Raw genomic sequence first — 15816 nt, forward strand, 5'->3', positions numbered from 1 at the left:
CGCCGCCTCTCGCATTTCAGGGGTGGGCACACCCCGCACCTTGAACGCGCACGGGGGGACGGTCTACAGGTCGCCGTCGTGCGGCAGGGACTCGTCGAGTACGCGGTCATCACCGGGGCGCTCGTCGCGCTCGCCGCCGGGGCGATCGCGCTCTACGGCGACGAGCTGCGCGTGACGCTCGGCGTGCGTCCGCAGCCCGCCACGGCCCGCCCCGCCCAGCCCCCCGCCGCGGCGCCGCCCGCGCCCTGACGACCGAAGCGCCGCGCGCACGTGGGCCCCAGGCCCTCCGCGCTGCTATCCTCGCCCGGTGACCCCGCTCGTCCTCATCGTCGACGACGAGAAGCCCAACCTCGACTCTCTCGCGCGGATCTTCCAGCGCGAGGGCTGGCGCGTCGCGCTCGCGGAGAGCGGGGCCGCCGCGCTCGAGGTGCTGCGGCGCGAGCGCGTCTCCGCGGTGGTGACCGATCTCATGATGCCCGGCATGAGCGGCGAGGAGCTGCTCCGGGCGGTGAAGGCGCTCTCGCCCGAGACCGAGGTCGTGCTCATGACCGCCTACGGGACGGTCGAGACCGCGGTCGCCGCGATGAAGGAGGGCGCCTACGACTTCATCACGAAGCCCGTGAAGCGGCACGCGATCGTGAAGTCGGTCCGGCAGGCGATCGAGCGCGCCTCGCTCGTCGCGGAGAACCGCGCGCTGCGCGCGCAGCTCGCCGAGCTCTCCTCGGGCGCGGTGGGCGGGCTCCTCGGCAACGCGCCCGCGTTCCGCGCCGTGCTCGACACGCTCCGCCAGGCGGCCCCGACCTCCGCGACCGTGCTCCTCGCGGGCGAGAGCGGCACGGGCAAGGAGCTCGCCGCGCGGCTCGTGCACGACCTCTCCCCGCGCGCCGCGGGCCCGTTCGTCCCCATCAACTGCGCGGCGATCCCGGAGAGCCTGCTCGAGTCCGAGCTCTTCGGGCACGAGAAGGGCGCGTTCACCGGCGCCGCGGCCCGCAAGGAGGGGCGCTTCGAGCGCGCCCACGGCGGGACCCTGTTCCTCGACGAGGTCGGAGAGATGTCGCCGTCGGTGCAGGTGAAGCTCCTCCGCTTCCTGCAGGACGGGGTGCTCGAGCGCGTCGGCGGCACCGAGCCCCTCCGGGTGGACGTGCGCGTCGTCGCCGCGACGAACAAGGACCTCGCGGCGGAGGTGAAGGCGGGGCGCTTCCGCGAGGACCTGTTCTACCGGCTCGACGTGGTGTCGGTGCGCCTGCCCTCGCTCCGCGAGCGGCGGGAGGACGTGATGCTGCTCGCGGGCGCGTTCCTGCGTCGCTTCGCCGAGGCGAACGCGAAGCCCATCTCGGGGTTCTCGCCCGCGGCGGTCGCGGCGATCGAGCGGTACGCCTGGCCGGGCAACGTCCGCGAGCTCCTGCACGCCGTCGAGCGCGGGGTGATCCTCACGCGCGGCGAGGCGGTGGAGCTCGGCGATCTGCCCGAGGCGGTGCGGGCCGCGGCGGGCCCGGCCGGCGCGCCGGCGGCCGCCCCGGCCACGCTCGCCGTGCCCCTCGGGACGACGCTCGACGAGATCGAGCGGCTGGTGATCCGCCGCACGCTCGAGCACACCCGCGGCGACAAGAACCTCGCCGCCCAGCTCCTCGGCATCGCCGCCCGGACGATCTACCGGAAGCTCGATCGGGACGAGGAGGGGCGCCTCGTCGAGCCCGTTCCGGGGGGCGACGAGCCGGACGCCGAGCGCTGACAAACTGGCAGCGACTCCAGCTCCCGCGGGTCGCGTTTGCCAAATTGGCATCCAGCGCCGCCACGCCGCCGGTGCGGTGGGCGAGCAGCCGGGATTTCCCTGTGGCATCCAGGGGTTGACCAGGGTATCCGGCACGAGGGCGTGGCATGGCCGTTGCTCCCTCCCCGCGCGGCGCTCCCATGCTCGACCTCTTCTTCCGCAAGTACGCCTGGACGGCGAACCTCGCGCTGCTGTTCGTGGCGGCGTGGCTCGCAGCCAAGACGGTGAACACGCTCGCGGGCGCCGCGATCCGTCCGGAGCCCCGGGCGGACGTCGCGAGCCTCCCCACCGCGCCGCCGCGCCCCACCCTCCCCGCCACGCTCGACGTCGACAAGCTCTTCAAGCTCATCGGACAGGAGCCGCCGCGCGAGGTGGAGGCCGACGTCGCGCAGGCGCCGCTCGCCCCCCAGAACTGCGACGATCCGCACGCCGCGCCGACGAAGAGCGACCTCCGCCTGCAGCTCGTGGTCGGCGTCATCGCCGAGCGGGCGCGCCAGTCCCTCGCGACGATCCTCGACCTCAACACGCGCGAGGCGAAGGTCGTCGGCGTGGGCGACGAGGTCGGCGGAGCGAGGCTCCTCGGGCTCGAGCGCGTGCGGGACGACGCGGACGCCACCGGGAACGGGTTCCGCCTCGTCGCCATCGTCTGCAACAAGGGGACGAAGGAGTACCTCGACTTCGAGGGCGGCTCGGCGTTCGCCTCGGGCGGCGAGGCCTCCGGCAACCTCGGCTTCGCGCCGGTGCCGCCGCCGACGCGCGGGGGGCCCGCGCCGGGCGGCCGCGCGCCCATGGAGGGCGTGCGCGAGGTCGGCCAGAACAAGTACGAGATCGAGCGCGGCGTCATCGACTCGACGCTCGGCAACCTCAACACCATCGCGACCCAGGCGCGCATCGTGCCGTCCTTCAAGAACGGCGCCGCGAACGGGTTCAAGCTCTTCTCCATCCAGCCCAACTCGCTCTACGCCTCGATCGGCATCGAGAACGGCGACGTCATCCAGCGGGTGAACGGATACGAGATCAACTCCCCCGAGAAGGCGCTCGAGCTCTATCAGAAGCTGCGCGAGTCACAGCGCGTGACGATCGAGCTGGAGCGCGGGGGACAGGTCATCCGCAAGGAGTACTCCATCAGCGGCCCGTGACGCAGGGTCGAAAGCCTTCCATGCGCAACCGCCTCGCCACGCTGCTCGTCCTCGTCCCGGCCCTCGTCTCCGCGCAGGTGCCGATCCGTCCTCCCCCCGGCGGCGACACCGCCGGCCCGCGCCCCGCGCCCCCCCGCCCGCCCGCGACGGCCACGCCCGGCGCGCCACGCCCCGTGACGCCCCCCGTGACGCCCCCCGCGGCGCAGGGCCAGAACGGGCGCCCGGCCCGCCCGGCGGCGCAGCAGCCCCAGCAGCCGCAGACGTTCCGCCCCGCGGAGCGCTGCGTCCCGATGCAGGGGCGCTTCATGCTGCAGTTCAACAAGGCCGACATCGCCGACGTGCTCGAGCAGGCGAGCCGCTGGACCTGCCGGAACTTCATGTTCACGGAGGACGTGGCGCGCGGGAAGATCACGCTCCTCTCGAAGACGCCGGTGACCGCGGAGGAGGCGTACGCGGCGTTCATCGCGGCGCTCAACTCGAACAACATCAGCGTGTACCCGACGGGCAAGTACTTCAAGCTCGTCCGGACCGCCGACGCGAAGAAGAACCCGATCCCCACCTACGTGGGCGATCAGGCGACGCCGTACAGCGAGCAGCCGATCACGAAGGTGATCCGCCTGAACTTCGCGGACGCCGATCAGCTCCGCGGGATCATGGGGAACTTCATCTCGCCCCAGGGCGCGGACATCCAGGCGATCCCGCCCAACATGCTGATCGTCACGGACATCGGCCTCAACATCCGGCGCATCGAGCGGCTCATCGAGGCGATCGACCGCGCCGGCGCGGGCGAGCTCGTGCGCATCGTGCAGATCCGCTTCGCGTCGGCGAAGGACATCGCCGACAAGGTGAACCAGATCTTCCAGGCGCAGCAGGGCGGCGCGCGCGGCGCGGGGCGGAGCCGCACCGTGCTCTCCTCGCCGACCTCGCCGGCCCGGCCGGGCGCGATCCCGCCGCGCCCGCCGCAGGCGGCCCCGGACGTGTCCGGCTCCGTGGAGGTGTCGGTCTCCAAGGTCCTCCCCGACGAGCGGACGAACAAGCTCATCGTGATCGCGGACGAGAAGAGCTTCCAGCGGCTCATGGAGCTCATCGAGCAGCTCGACGTGCCGACGAGCGCGGAGGGCGGCATCCACGTCGTGTTCCTCAAGAACGCGAACGCGGAGGAGCTCGCGCAGACGCTGTCGAACCTCGCCCAGGGCACGGCGGCCGGGAAGCGCACCGGCACCACCGCGCCCGGCGCTCCCGGCGCGCCCGGCGGGCTCTCGCCGACGCCCGTCCCCACCGCCATGGGCACGCAGCCCGGGGCGCCGCCGTCCGCGCGCCCGGGCGGCGCCTCGGACGTGACCGCGTCGCTCTTCAGCGGCGACGTGAAGGTCACCGCGGACAAGGCGCAGAACGCCCTCCTCGTGCAGGCGAGCGGCGCCGACTTCCAGGCCATCCAGCGGCTCGTGGAGAAGCTCGACCGGCCGCGCCGGCAGGTGTTCGTCGAGGCCGTGATCATGGAGGTGAACCTCAACGACTCGACCCAGTTCGGCGTGGGGGCGCACGGCGTCGTCCCGGTGGACTACAAGGGCGAGAAGGGCTTCATCCCGCTCGCGTCGGAGCCGGGGCGCGTCTCCTCCTTCAACCTCAACAACGTCATCTCGCTCGGCGGGTTCCTGACCGGCTTCAACGGCCCCTCCTCCGGGGTCGTCGAGGATCTCCTCGGCGTGAAGCTCCCGTCGCTCGGGATCCTCGTCCAGGCGCTGCAGTCGAGCTCGGACGTGAACGTGCTGTCGACCCCTCACATCCTCGCCTCGGACAACGAGGAGTCGGAGATCACGGTCGGACAGAACGTGCCGTTCCAGGCGGGCTTCGCGCCGCAGGGGCTCTCCAACCTGCTGTCCGGGACCACCGGCGGGACGTCGGCGCTCGGCTCGACGCTCGGCATCGGCGGGCTCTCCTCGCTCTACGCGCCGATCCAGCGGCAGAACGTGGAGCTCCGGCTCAAGATCAAGCCGCAGATCAACGAGGGCGGCAACGTCCGGCTGGCGATCGAGGAGCAGACCGAGGAGATCGTCGACCGGGACACGCAGCTCGGCCCCACGACCGCGAAGCGCAGCGCGAAGACGCTCATCGTGGCGAAGGACCAGAGCACCATCGTCATCGGCGGCCTCATCCAGGAGCGGAACGTCCGCAGCGTCAAGAAGATCCCGGTCCTCGGCAGCCTGCCGATCTTCGGCTGGCTCTTCCGCGACACGACCACCACGAAGCAGAAGACGAACCTGCTCCTCTTCCTCACGCCGTACATCATCCGGGACGAGACGGACTACCGGCGCATCTACGAGCGGAAGCGCAAGGAGCAGCAGGACTTCATCGAGCAGTTCTACGGACGGCAGCCGAGCTACCAGGTCGCGGTGGACTTCACGCGCAAGGCCGGGCCGTACTCGAAGATCCGGGCGGGCGTCTCGGAGGAGTCCCTGAAGCTCGAGAACGGTGGCACGGGCGCGCCGGGCGAGCGGCTCATCGCGCCGCCGACCGGAGCGCCCCGTCCCGAGCGGGCACCCGCGACGCCCGGTGAGCAGGACGGCGCGCCGACCGAGCCCGAGTCCGGCGTCGCGCCCGGCGGCGGGGAGCCCAGCGCCGGGGAGCGGCTCGAGGTCCAGCCCGAGGCGCCCGCGCCGGGCGAGGCCGCGCCCCCCGCACCGCCGTACGGCGGTGGGCCGCCGGCGGGTCAGCCCCAGCAGCCGCAACCGCAGCCGCAGCCGCCGGAGGAATGATCGGACGCGCCGCGCCCGTTGCACGAGATCTGCCATGTCCGACGAAGCCCGCATCGACGCAGTCCGCCTCCCCGTCCCGCCGCCGCTCCCCGGCGCCGCGCCCGCTCGGCTCTGCGGGAGGCCGCTCGGGGAGATCCTGGTCGTCACCGGCGTGATCGCGCCGGAGCGGCTCGAGGAGGCGCTCCTCGCGCAGCGCGGCGAGCACGCGGGGATGCGCCTCGGCGAGATCCTCGTCCGCGCCCACGCGGTGAGCGAGGAGGCGGTGCTCCGCGCGCTCGCGGCGCAGCTCGACCTCCCGTTCCTGGAGCGGATCGACCCGGAGCGGATCCCGCCCGAGCTGCTGAAGAAGGTGCCCATCAACTTCGCGAAGCAGGCGCGGGTGCTGCCGGTGGGCCACGACGGCGACGCGGTGCGCGTCGCGGTGGCGGACCCGCTCGACACGGCCGCGCAGGACTCGCTCGCGATGCTCCTCGGCGCGGCGATCGCGCCGGAGGTCGTGCCGGGCGCGGTGGTCGTCGACGCCATCAACGCGGTCTACGACCGCGCCGCCGACGAGCACGAGCGGCTCATGGAGGACCTCGAGACCGAGGACCTCGAGTCGGTCGCGCACGAGCTGGAGGAGCCGACCGACCTCCTCGACGCGGACGACGAGGCGCCCATCATCCGCCTCGTCAACTCGCTCCTCTTCCGCGCGGTGAAGGAGCGCGCGAGCGACATCCACATCAACCCGGAGGAGAAGGACATCTCCGTCCGCTACCGCATCGACGGCGTGCTGCGCGAGGTGATCCGCCCCCCGAAGCGCTTCCAGGCGTCCATCTCGAGCCGCATCAAGATCATGGGCGGGCTCAACATCGCCGAGAAGCGCCTCCCGCAGGACGGCCGCATCCGCATCAAGATCGCGGGCAAGGACGTCGACATCCGCCTCTCGACCGTGCCCACCGCGAACGGCGAGCGGATCGTGATGCGCCTCCTCGACAAGTCGAACGTGGTGCTCGACCTCGGCCAGCTCGGGTTCGAGGACTGGCAGCGCAAGATCATGGACGGGCTCATCACGCGGTCGCACGGGATCGTGCTCGTGACGGGCCCCACGGGCAGCGGCAAGACCACGACGCTCTACGCCGCGCTCGCCCAGATCAACTCGCCCGACCTGAACATCCTCACCATCGAGGACCCCGTCGAGATCCCGCTCAAGGGCGTCGGTCAGGTGCAGGTGAACCCGAAGATCGAGCTCACCTTCGCCGGCGGGCTCCGCTCGTTCCTCCGCCAGGATCCCGACGTCATCATGGTCGGCGAGATCCGCGACCTGGAGACCGCGGAGATCGCGATCCAGGCGTCGCTCACCGGCCACCTCGTCCTCTCGACCGTCCACACGAACGACGCCGCCGGCGCGATCACCCGCCTCGTCGACATGGGCGTGCAGCCGTTCCTCGTGGCGTCGTCGCTCGTGGGCGTCCTCGCGCAGCGGCTCGTGCGCGTGCTCTGCCCGGAGTGCCGCGTCCCGTACGTCCCCACGCAGGAGGAGCGCGCGCAGGTGGGCCTCACCGACGCCATCTGGCGCAAGGCGGGGAGCCCGCAGGCCGTGTTCAAGGCGCGGGGCTGCCCGGCCTGCCAGAACACCGGCTACCAGGGCCGCACCGGGATCTACGAGCTCATGCTCGTGGACGACGACGTCCGCCAGCTCGTCCTCAAGAACGTCGACTCCACCACCATCAAGAAGGCCGCCGTCCACCACGGCATGGTCACCCTGCTCGAGCACGGCGCCTACAAGGTCGCCCGCGGCATCACCACGGCGGCCGAGGTGCTCTCCGTGACCGCCGAGGACCTCCACTAGGCCATGCCGGTCTTCCAGTACAAGGCGCTCAACGCCGCCGGCAAGGCGGTGCAGGGGCTCAAGGAGGCGGACTCGCCGAAGACGCTCCGCGCGAACCTCCGCCGCGAGGGCGTGTTCCTCACCGAGGTGCTCGGCGAGGCGCAGGCGAAGGAGCAGGCGAAGCGCGAGGTGAACGTCCGCCGCTGGGTGCTCGGGCGCGTCGGCGCGCGCGACCTCGCCGTCGCGACCCGGCAGCTCGCCGTGCTCGCGCACGCCGGCATCCCGCTCGTCGAGGCCCTCACCGCCCTCGTCGACCAGGTCGAGCACGAGCGGCTGAAGCGGGTGCTCGGCGACGTGAAGCAGCGGGTCAACGAGGGCAGCTCCCTCGCCGACGCGCTGGCCGTCCACCCGCGCGTCTTCTCCACGCTCTACGTGAACATGATCCGCGCCGGGGAGAGCTCGGGCGCGCTCGAGATCGTCCTCGTGCGGCTCGCCGAGTTCACCGAGAGCCAGGCGCGGCTCCGCTCCAAGATCGCGGGCACGATGGCCTACCCGATCGCGATGATGGTCATCGGGACCGGGATCATGGGCATCCTCTTCACCGTCGTGATCCCGAAGATCACCTCGATCTTCGAGAACACCAGCGCGACCCTCCCCTGGTACACCCAGGTGACCATCGGCATCTCGTCGTTCGCGTCGCGCTGGTGGTGGGCGATCCTGCTCGCCGGCGTGGCGGCGGTCTACGGCCTGGCGCGCTGGCGGCGGACGCCGGCCGGGCGCGCCGCCTGGGATCGCGCCGCGCTCCGGGCGCCCATCTTCGGCCCCATCATCCGGCAGATCGCCATCGGCCGGTTCGCGCGGACGCTCTCGACGCTGCTCAAGAGCGGCGTCCCGCTCCTCACCGCCATGGACATCGTGAAGAACATCCTCGGGAACACGCGCCTCGCGGAGGTCATCGAGCAGGCCCGCGACGCCATCCGCGAGGGTGAGTCCATCGCCGCGCCCCTCAAGCGCTCCGGCGAGTTCCCGCCGCTCGTGCACCACATGGTCGCGATCGGCGAGCGCTCCGGCGCGCTGGAGGAGATGCTCGCGAACGTCGCCGACGCCTACGAAGACCAGGTCGAGACGACCATCGCCGCGCTCACGTCGCTGCTCGAGCCGGTGATGATCGTCGCGATGGGCGGCGTCGTCGCCTTCATCGTCTTCTCCGTCCTCATGCCGATCCTCCAGATCAACAACCTCGTAGGAGGCTGACCGTGAAGTCCGCGAAGCTCGCCCGCGCCGCCGCGCGTGGCATGACCCTCATCGAGATCATGGTGGTCCTCGTGATCATCGGCCTCATCGCCTCCGCCGTCGCCGTGAACGTCATCGGCCGGCAGAAGGAGGCCGAGATCAAGAAGGCCACGACCGACGTGCAGAACATCGCCAACCAGGGGGTCGACGCGTTCCGCGTGATGCGCGGCCGCTACCCCACCACGGAGGAGGGCCTGCGCATCCTCATCCAGGAGGGGTTCCTCAAGGCGAACCAGCCGGACGGCTCCATCAAGGATCCGTGGAAGCACGACTACGTCTACCTCTACCCCGGCCAGAAGAACCCGGACGGCTTCGACGTGAAGTCGAACGGGCCGGACGGCCAGCCCGGCACCGAGGACGACATCGTCAACTACTGAGGACGTCTCCCCGACCTCGTGAGCACCTCACGCGCGAAGCGCGCCCTCCGGGGCGCCGATGCGATGGCGGCGAAGCCGGTCTTCTGGCTGGTGGGCGCACGCGACGCGCCCCTCGGACCGCCGGCTCGCTCCGGCGCAGCCTCGTCCGGCTGCGCCTGCGCTCGCGGCATGGCGGCGCGCGCGCGAGCGCAGCGGGGGTTCACGCTCGTCGAGCTGCTCATCGTCCTCGGGGTGATCGCGCTCGCGACCACCTTCGTGGTGCCCGCCCTCCAGTCCGTCTCCGGCGCGAACGCCCGGAAGGCCGCGGGCGAGCTCGCCGGGTCGATGCGCGCGCTCTTCGACATGGCCGCGCTGCGGCACGCGCGGTGCGCCCTCACGCTCGACCTCGACGGCGCGGCGTGGTGGGCGGACTGCGGCACGGGGCGGGCCGGGAGCGCGCGCGCGGCGGCGGCCGCCGGAGAGGGCGAGGGGGCCGAGTCGCTCGAGGAGCGCTTCCCGGACGAGCGCGACGAGGAGATGCGGCGCCTCCTCGCGCGGACCGAGCTCGGCGGGCTCCCGGACCGGGTCGTGAAGAAGCACGCGCTGCCCGGGAGCGCCCGGTTCGGCCCGGTGAGGGTCGAGGGGCGGCGCGGCGCGATCGAGGAGGGGAAGGCCTACGTCAAGTTCTTCGCGGGCGGGCAGGCGCAGCGCGCCTACGTGCCGATCGTCGACGGCTCGAACCGCTACACGATCGTGCTCGAGCCGTTCACCGGCCGCGCGCGTGTCGTGCCCGGCGACGTGGAGGTGAAGGAGTGACCCGCCGGGCCGCGAGGCGCGGCTTCACGCTGCTCGAGGTGATGATCGCGCTCGCGATCCTCGCCGCGGCGCTGCTCACCGTCTCCGAGATCGTCGGCGGCTCGCTGCGCAACCACGTGCGCGCGCGCCAGCTCGAGGTCGCGACGCTGCTCGCGCGCGGCAAGATGGTGGAGCTCGAGTCGGAGTACGAGCGGAAGGGCTTCCGCGACTTCGACGAGAGCGCGGAGGGGACGTTCGAGGACGCCGGCCACCCCGAGGTGCGCTGGTCGACCGAGGTGGTGAAGCCGCAGGTGGAGCTCTCCGCCGAGCGGATCCTGCAGATGCTCACCGGCGGCGAGGGCGCGCTCGAGGACCTCCTCGCCGCCGCCGCGCCGCAGGCCGGCAAGGGCGGGCCGAAGACCGTCGGCCCGGGCGCGGGCGCCCTGGCGCAGGGGCTCCAGGCGCCGATCACCCAGCTCGGCGAGCAGATCAAGAAGGGCGTGCGCGAGGTGCGGCTCAAGGTGGCGTGGAAGGACGGCAAGCGCGACGAGTCCTTCACGGTGGTGACGCACATGGTGGTGCTCGCGCCCCGGGAGCCCGGCGCGTGAGGAACGCGGGCTTCACGCTCGTCGAGGTGATGATCGCCATCGCGATCACCGCCATCATCGGCGCCATGACGGTGGGCAGCTTCCGCCAGGTGGACCGCGCCTCGGAGATCGTCCGCGGCCAGGCCGAGCGCTACGCCGCCGTGCGCGTCGCGCTGACGCGGCTCTCGCGAGAGCTCACCATGGCGTACCTGTCCGATCACTACGACCGGAACGAGTACCGGGAGCGCCCCACCCTGTTCCGCGGCCGCGAGGACCAGGTGCTCTTCGCGACGCTCGCGCACGAGCGGGTGTCGCCCGACGTGAAGGAGTCGGACGAGGCGGTGGTCGAGTACGTGCTGGAGGCGGACCCGGACCACGCCGGCGAGGAGGCGCTGTTCCGGCGCTCCAAGCCGCGCGTCGACGCCGACCCGGAGCGCGGCGGCCGCAAGGACGTCGTGGCGGACCGGATCACCGCCTTCCGGCTGGGCTACTGGGACCCGAAGCGCAAGGAGTGGGTGCGCGAGTGGTCGACGCGCGCCACGGAGCACGAGAGCGAGCTGCCCGAGCGCGTGCGGATCGAGCTCGAGACGAAGCTGCCCGACGGACGGACCGAGAAGCTCTCGACGGAGGCGCGGATCGCGATCTCGCGGCCGCTCGACTTCTGATGCGCGCGCGCACGACAGCGGGCCGCGGGCGGCCCGGCGGCGGGGAGCGAGGGGCGGCGCTCCTCGTCGTGATCGTCTCGGTCGCGATCCTCACCGCGCTCGCGGCGAACCTCGCCTACGAGAGCCGCGTCTCGCTCGAGATCGCCGCGAACGCGCGCGACGAGCTGCGCGCCACCTACCTCGCGAAGAGCGGCGTCGCGCTGTCGCGGATGGTGCTCGGCTTCCAGCAGCAGCTCGACGACGCGGCGGGCGCCGCGTGCGGGCTCCTCGGGCAGGGGCTGCCCGGCGCGCGCACGCCGGCGGGCCAGCAGCAGCGGCCCGGCGGCGCGAACCCGCCGGCCGCCGCCTGCCCGCGACCGCAGATCTGGAGCGCGGTGCCGGTGAGCTCGACGCTCGTGCAGTCGCTGTTCGGCGGAGCCGGCCCGGAGGCTCCGGCGGCGGGAGCCTCGCCGGCCGGGGCGGCGGGCGGCGTGCGGCCGCCGGCGGCGTTCGGCGAGTTCGAGGGAGCGTTCGAGGCCAAGATCGAGGACGAGGGGCGCAAGGTGAACGCCCAGCTCGACGCGCGCGAGATCAGCGGCCCGGCGCGCATGCAGGTGCAGGGGCTCTACCAGCTCATCTGCGATCCGCGCTTCGATCGGATCTTCGAGCGCGAGGACGCGAACGGGGTCCGCACGAGCCGCCAGGACCTCATCGTCCACCTGCGCGACTGGATCGACGACGACAAGGTCTCGTCGTCGCTCGTCGCGGGCTTCCCCGGCGCGGCCTGCCTCATGGAGGCCGGGGACCCGCCGTTCGAGCCGGGCTTCGGCGACGAGAACTTCCCCTACGACAAGGGCGAGGATCGCTACCGGGCGAAGAACGCGCGGCTCGACTCCATCGAGGAGCTGTACCTCGTCGCGGGCGTCTCCGACGTGTTCATGGCGGCGTTCGGCGACCGTCTCACGGTGTACCTCCCCGTGGAGGCCCCGCGGAACGTGAACACCCTCGACCGGCGCGACCTCGTCGAGCTGGCGCGGCTCATCGCCGATCCGCCCTCCCAGCCGTTCCTGCTCGACCCGGAGTTCGGCGCGAAGCTCCAGAAGGCCATCGCCGACCTGACCCAGAACGGCCTCATGACGATCACGCCGCTCCAGTTCGCCGAGATCGTGAGGGGGCTCCAGGTGAGCGTCAACACCGCCGCCCTCTCCCCGTCGAGCGGCAAGCAGTTCCTCACGGACCGTTCGTACGTGTTCCGCATCCGCTCGGCCGGCACCGCCGGCGCGGTGACGAAGAGCGTCGACGCGGTCGTGAGCTTCGATCCGAGCCAGAACCGCGATACGCAGACGCAGACGCAGGCGCCGCTCCAGGGCCAGGACCCCGCTCAGGCCCAGGCGCTGGCGCAGCTGCAGACCCAGGCGCAACAGCTCCAGACGGCCGCCACCGGCGTGAAGCCGAGCCGGTTCCTGCGCTGGCGCGAGGAGTGACGGATGGCGCAGAGGAACCTCGGCCTCGATCTCGGGGCCCACGCGGTGAAGGGGGTGCTGCTCGACAGCACCTACCGCGGCTACGCCGTGGTGGACACGGCGCGCGTGCCGGTGCAGGCGGCGACGGAGGGCGGCCCGCCCCTCGTGGCGCGGCAGGCGGAGGCCGTGCGCGCGCTGCTCGCGGAGCGCGGCTGGCGGCCCGACGCGGTGATCACCGCGTTCCCGGGCGCGGCCGCCTCCTCGCACGTGCTCACCCTCCCCTTCACGGACCCGCGCCGGATCGAGCAGACCGTGGGGTTCGAGGTGGAGGGGCAGATCCCGTTCGATCTCGAGGACGTCGCGTGGGACTGGCAGCCGCTCCACGCGCACGACGGCAAGACCGACCTCCACGTCGCAGTCGTCCGCAAGGAGGAGCTCGCCGCGCTCGTGGCCGCGCTCGGGGACGCAGGCGTCGACCCGCGCGCCGTCGTGCCGGCCGGCCCGGCGTACGCGGCGCTCTTCGCGACGGGCGCGGTGGCCGGCGAGGAGGCGCCGCCCGCCGAGCCCGGCGCGCTCGTCCCCGCGGACCTGATCCTCGACGTCGGGCACGAGCGGACGAGCGTGTGCGTCGTCGCGGGCGGCCTGGCCGAGGCGGCGCGCACGTTCCCGTTCGGCGCGGCCCACCTCGCCCGCGTCGTGAGCCGCGACCTCGGGCTCTCCGAGGCCGACGCCCTCGCGGCGGTCGTCTCCCGCGACGCCCGCGACCCCCGCGTCGACGAGGCGCTGCCCCGCGCGCTCGCCCCCCTCGTGCGCGAGCTGCGCGCGACGCTCCGGGCGTGGCGCGCGCGCGCCGGCGCGCGCCCGGTCCGGCGGTTCGTCCTCTGCGGCGAGCTCGCCCGCCTCCCCGCGCTCGCGGAGGCGGTCGCGCCGGAGGCGGAGGGGGCGATCGGGCCGCTCGAGCTCGCCGGCCCCGCCGCCGAGCGGGTCGCGCCCGAGGACGCGCCCGGCCTCGCGCTCGCCCTGGCCCTCGCGCTGCGCGGCCACCAGGGCGCGCGCGCGCCGCGCCTCAACCTGCGCCGGGGCGCGCTCGCCTACACGCGCGACTTCGAGCACGTGAAGGGGAAGGTCACGCGCCTCGGCGTGTTCGCGGCGCTGCTCGTCCTGCTCGCCGTGATGAGCTCGGGCGTGCGGCTCTTCGCGCTCGCCCGGCAGGAGAAGGCGCTCGACGACGCGCTGTGCGCGTCGGAGCAGCGCATCCTCGGCAAGTGCTACGCGAGCTTCGAGGAGGCGCAGGCCATCCTGCGCGGCCGCGGGACGCCCGGCGCGGCCATCCCGCGGGTCTCCGCGGTCGAGGTGTTCGCCGAGCTCGCGCAGCGCGTGCCGGACGTGCCGCTCCGCCTCGACCGCATGGAGGTCACGAAGGACAAGCTCCACCTCCAGGGCACGACCGACGCCGCCGAGAACGTCGACAAGATCGTCTCGGCGCTGCAGGCCTCGCGGTGCTTCGGCGACGCGCGCTCCGGCGGCGCGCGCCGGCGCGGGTCCGACGGGAAGTTCGAGTTCTCCATCGACGCGGGGATCACCTGCCTCGAGTCGGGCCCGGCGGCGCCGGGCGGGAGGGGATAGATGCTGGAGCGGCTCCGGAAGCTCCGCGCCGACGCGGAGGCGTGGCTCGCCAAGCTGTCTCAGCGCGAGCGCGTGATGGTGACCGCCGCGGCGGTGGCGGTGGTCGCGTTCGTCGTCTGGCTCGTCTCGTTCCAGATCTCCTCGGGCATGGCGGCCCGCGAGGAGCGCATCGACCAGAAGACCAAGGTGATGTCGCAGTTCGGCAAGCTGGCCGAGGGCTACCGCCGCAACCAGGCGGAGCGCAGCGCCCTGGAGGCGCGCCTCAAGGGCCAGCCCATCCAGCTCATGAGCCACATCTCCCAGGCGGGCGCGGCGCTCGGGATCGAGGTGAACGACCTGCGGCCGACGGGCGCGCCGGCCGACCTCGAGGGGATCCGCGAGGAGTCGGTGGAGGTGAACCTCGCCCGCATCGATCTCCCCCGGCTCGCGCGCCTCCTCCAGTCGCTCGAGCGCGGCGCCGGCGTGGTCAAGGTCCGGCGGATCCGGGTCTCCACCCGCTCGGACGATCCGGCCCTCGTCGACGCCACCCTCGTCGTCTCCACGTACCAGCTCCGGACCTGAGCGCCATGACGATCGACTGGAACCGCTGGCGCCCGCGCCTCCTCTACGGCGCGTTCACCTTCGCCGCCTTCCTCCTCGCCCTCCGCCTCACCTTCCCCGCCGACGCGGTGAAGCAGCGCATCGTCCTCGAGGCCGCGGCGCGCGGCTGGCAGGTCGACATGGCCGACGTGGGGCCGGGCGGGATCGCCGGGATCCACGCGGAGGGCGTGACCGTCGAGGCCGCCTCCGGCCTCAAGGTCCCGCTCGACGAGCTCACCGCGTCGCTCAGGCTCCTGCCGCTCCTCACGGGCAGGCGCAGCGTCGCGTTCGACGCGCGGCTCTACGACGGCGAGGTGGAGGGGACGGCAGACCTGTCCGGCGACGAGCGGGAGATCGCCCTCGCGGCCCGGGGCGTGGACCTCTCGCGCGCGCTGCCGCTCCGCAAGGCCTCGGGCCTCGACCTCACCGGGAAGCTCTCGGGCAAGGTGGCGCTGACGGTGCCCGCCGCGCCGAACGGACAGCCGAAGGGCCGGATCGACGTGACGGTGACGGAGGCCGGCGTGAACGGCGGGCAGCTCCCGGTCCCCGGGATGACGAGCGGCCTCGCCCTCCCGAAGCTCGGGCTCGGCGAGCTCGTCGCGGCGGTGAAGCTCGACCAGGGGAAGGCCACCTTCGAGAAGCTCGAGGCGAGAGGCGGCGACGCGGACTTCACGGCCGACGGGCTCTACGCCGTGCTGCAGCCGCGCATCGAGTACGCCCCCATCTCCGGCAAGGCGAAGCTCAAGGTGAAGGACGCCTTCTGGGCGCGCCGCGAGACGCAGGCGTTCAAGGGGGTCGCCGAGGCGGCCCTCGCCTCCTCGCGCGGTCGCGACGGCGCCTGGAACTTCCAGATCGCCGGGAGCGTCTCGAGGCCGCAGCTCCGGCCCGTCCAGGGGGGCCAGTAGCCAGCCTTCGAGCGCCTGGCGGCGTGGCGATACATGCCTCGTCACGCAACGCCGCGTTCTCATGGGCGAAATCGGACCCGGGCCCCACCTGG

General features: G+C 72.9%; 14 protein-coding genes. All 14 read left to right on the forward strand.

What is annotated here, in order from left to right:
• Window positions 1-78: 78 nt before the first annotated feature.
• The 14 genes from MNY60_RS11250 (at window position 79) to gspN (ending at window position 15724) form a co-directional block, all read left to right on the forward strand.
• Complete coding sequence (locus MNY60_RS11250; protein WP_242339635.1) at window positions 79-249, forward strand: hypothetical protein; 171 nt, start codon at window positions 79-81, stop codon at window positions 247-249.
• A gap of 58 nt (window positions 250-307) precedes the next feature.
• Window positions 308-1732, forward strand: a complete 1425-nt coding sequence (locus tag MNY60_RS11255; protein ID WP_242339633.1) for a sigma-54 dependent transcriptional regulator — start codon at window positions 308-310, stop codon at window positions 1730-1732.
• Window positions 1733-1878: 146 nt separating this feature from the next.
• Entirely contained in the window at window positions 1879-2910 is a 1032-nt protein-coding gene (gene gspC, locus MNY60_RS11260; RefSeq protein ID WP_242339631.1) for a type II secretion system protein GspC, read from the forward strand.
• Between the two features lie 20 nt (window positions 2911-2930).
• Window positions 2931-5666 carry a type II secretion system secretin GspD gene (gene gspD, locus MNY60_RS11265; protein ID WP_242360627.1) on the forward strand — a complete coding sequence of 912 codons (2736 nt, stop codon included), beginning with the start codon at window positions 2931-2933 and terminating at the stop codon, window positions 5664-5666.
• A 34-nt stretch (window positions 5667-5700) separates the two neighbouring features.
• Window positions 5701-7497, forward strand: a complete 1797-nt coding sequence (gene gspE, locus MNY60_RS11270) for a type II secretion system ATPase GspE (RefSeq protein ID WP_242360628.1) — start codon at window positions 5701-5703, stop codon at window positions 7495-7497.
• A 3-nt stretch (window positions 7498-7500) separates the two neighbouring features.
• On the forward strand, window positions 7501-8730 hold the full coding sequence (gene gspF, locus MNY60_RS11275) for a type II secretion system inner membrane protein GspF (RefSeq protein ID WP_242355897.1): 1230 nt from the start codon (window positions 7501-7503) through the stop codon (window positions 8728-8730).
• Window positions 8731-8732: 2 nt separating this feature from the next.
• The gene (gene gspG / locus MNY60_RS11280) at window positions 8733-9146 is read left to right on the forward strand and encodes a type II secretion system major pseudopilin GspG (RefSeq protein ID WP_242355899.1); all 414 of its coding nucleotides are present in this window, start codon (window positions 8733-8735) and stop codon (window positions 9144-9146) included.
• A gap of 18 nt (window positions 9147-9164) precedes the next feature.
• Window positions 9165-9941, forward strand: coding sequence for a Tfp pilus assembly protein FimT/FimU (locus MNY60_RS11285; RefSeq protein ID WP_242355901.1), 777 nt, complete (start codon window positions 9165-9167; stop codon window positions 9939-9941).
• The gene (locus tag MNY60_RS24250; RefSeq protein WP_242339620.1) at window positions 9938-10528 is read left to right on the forward strand and encodes a prepilin-type N-terminal cleavage/methylation domain-containing protein; all 591 of its coding nucleotides are present in this window, start codon (window positions 9938-9940) and stop codon (window positions 10526-10528) included. Before MNY60_RS11285 ends, MNY60_RS24250 begins: the two co-directional genes overlap by 4 nt.
• Window positions 10525-11172 carry a type II secretion system protein GspJ gene (locus MNY60_RS11295; RefSeq protein ID WP_242360629.1) on the forward strand — a complete coding sequence of 216 codons (648 nt, stop codon included), beginning with the start codon at window positions 10525-10527 and terminating at the stop codon, window positions 11170-11172. Before MNY60_RS24250 ends, MNY60_RS11295 begins: the two co-directional genes overlap by 4 nt.
• Window positions 11172-12635: a type II secretion system protein GspK gene (locus MNY60_RS11300; RefSeq protein ID WP_242360630.1), complete on the forward strand. Its 1464-nt coding sequence runs from the start codon at window positions 11172-11174 to the stop codon at window positions 12633-12635. The genes MNY60_RS11295 and MNY60_RS11300 overlap by 1 nt, the downstream gene beginning before the upstream one ends.
• Before the next feature lie 3 nt (window positions 12636-12638).
• Window positions 12639-14240 (forward strand): pilus assembly protein PilM, encoded by a 1602-nt coding sequence (gene pilM, locus MNY60_RS11305; RefSeq protein WP_242360631.1) that lies wholly within the window; start codon window positions 12639-12641, stop codon window positions 14238-14240.
• Window positions 14241-14801 (forward strand): type II secretion system protein GspM, encoded by a 561-nt coding sequence (gspM, locus tag MNY60_RS11310; RefSeq protein ID WP_242339611.1) that lies wholly within the window; start codon window positions 14241-14243, stop codon window positions 14799-14801.
• Between the two features lie 5 nt (window positions 14802-14806).
• A complete protein-coding gene (gspN, locus tag MNY60_RS11315) occupies window positions 14807-15724 on the forward strand; it encodes a type II secretion system protein GspN (protein WP_242360632.1) in 918 nt (305 codons plus the stop codon).
• The last annotated feature ends 92 nt before the right edge of the window (window positions 15725-15816 follow it).

The sequence above is a fragment of the Anaeromyxobacter sp. SG17 genome (assembly GCF_022690695.1).
Lineage (GTDB): Bacteria > Myxococcota > Myxococcia > Myxococcales > Anaeromyxobacteraceae > Anaeromyxobacter > Anaeromyxobacter soli.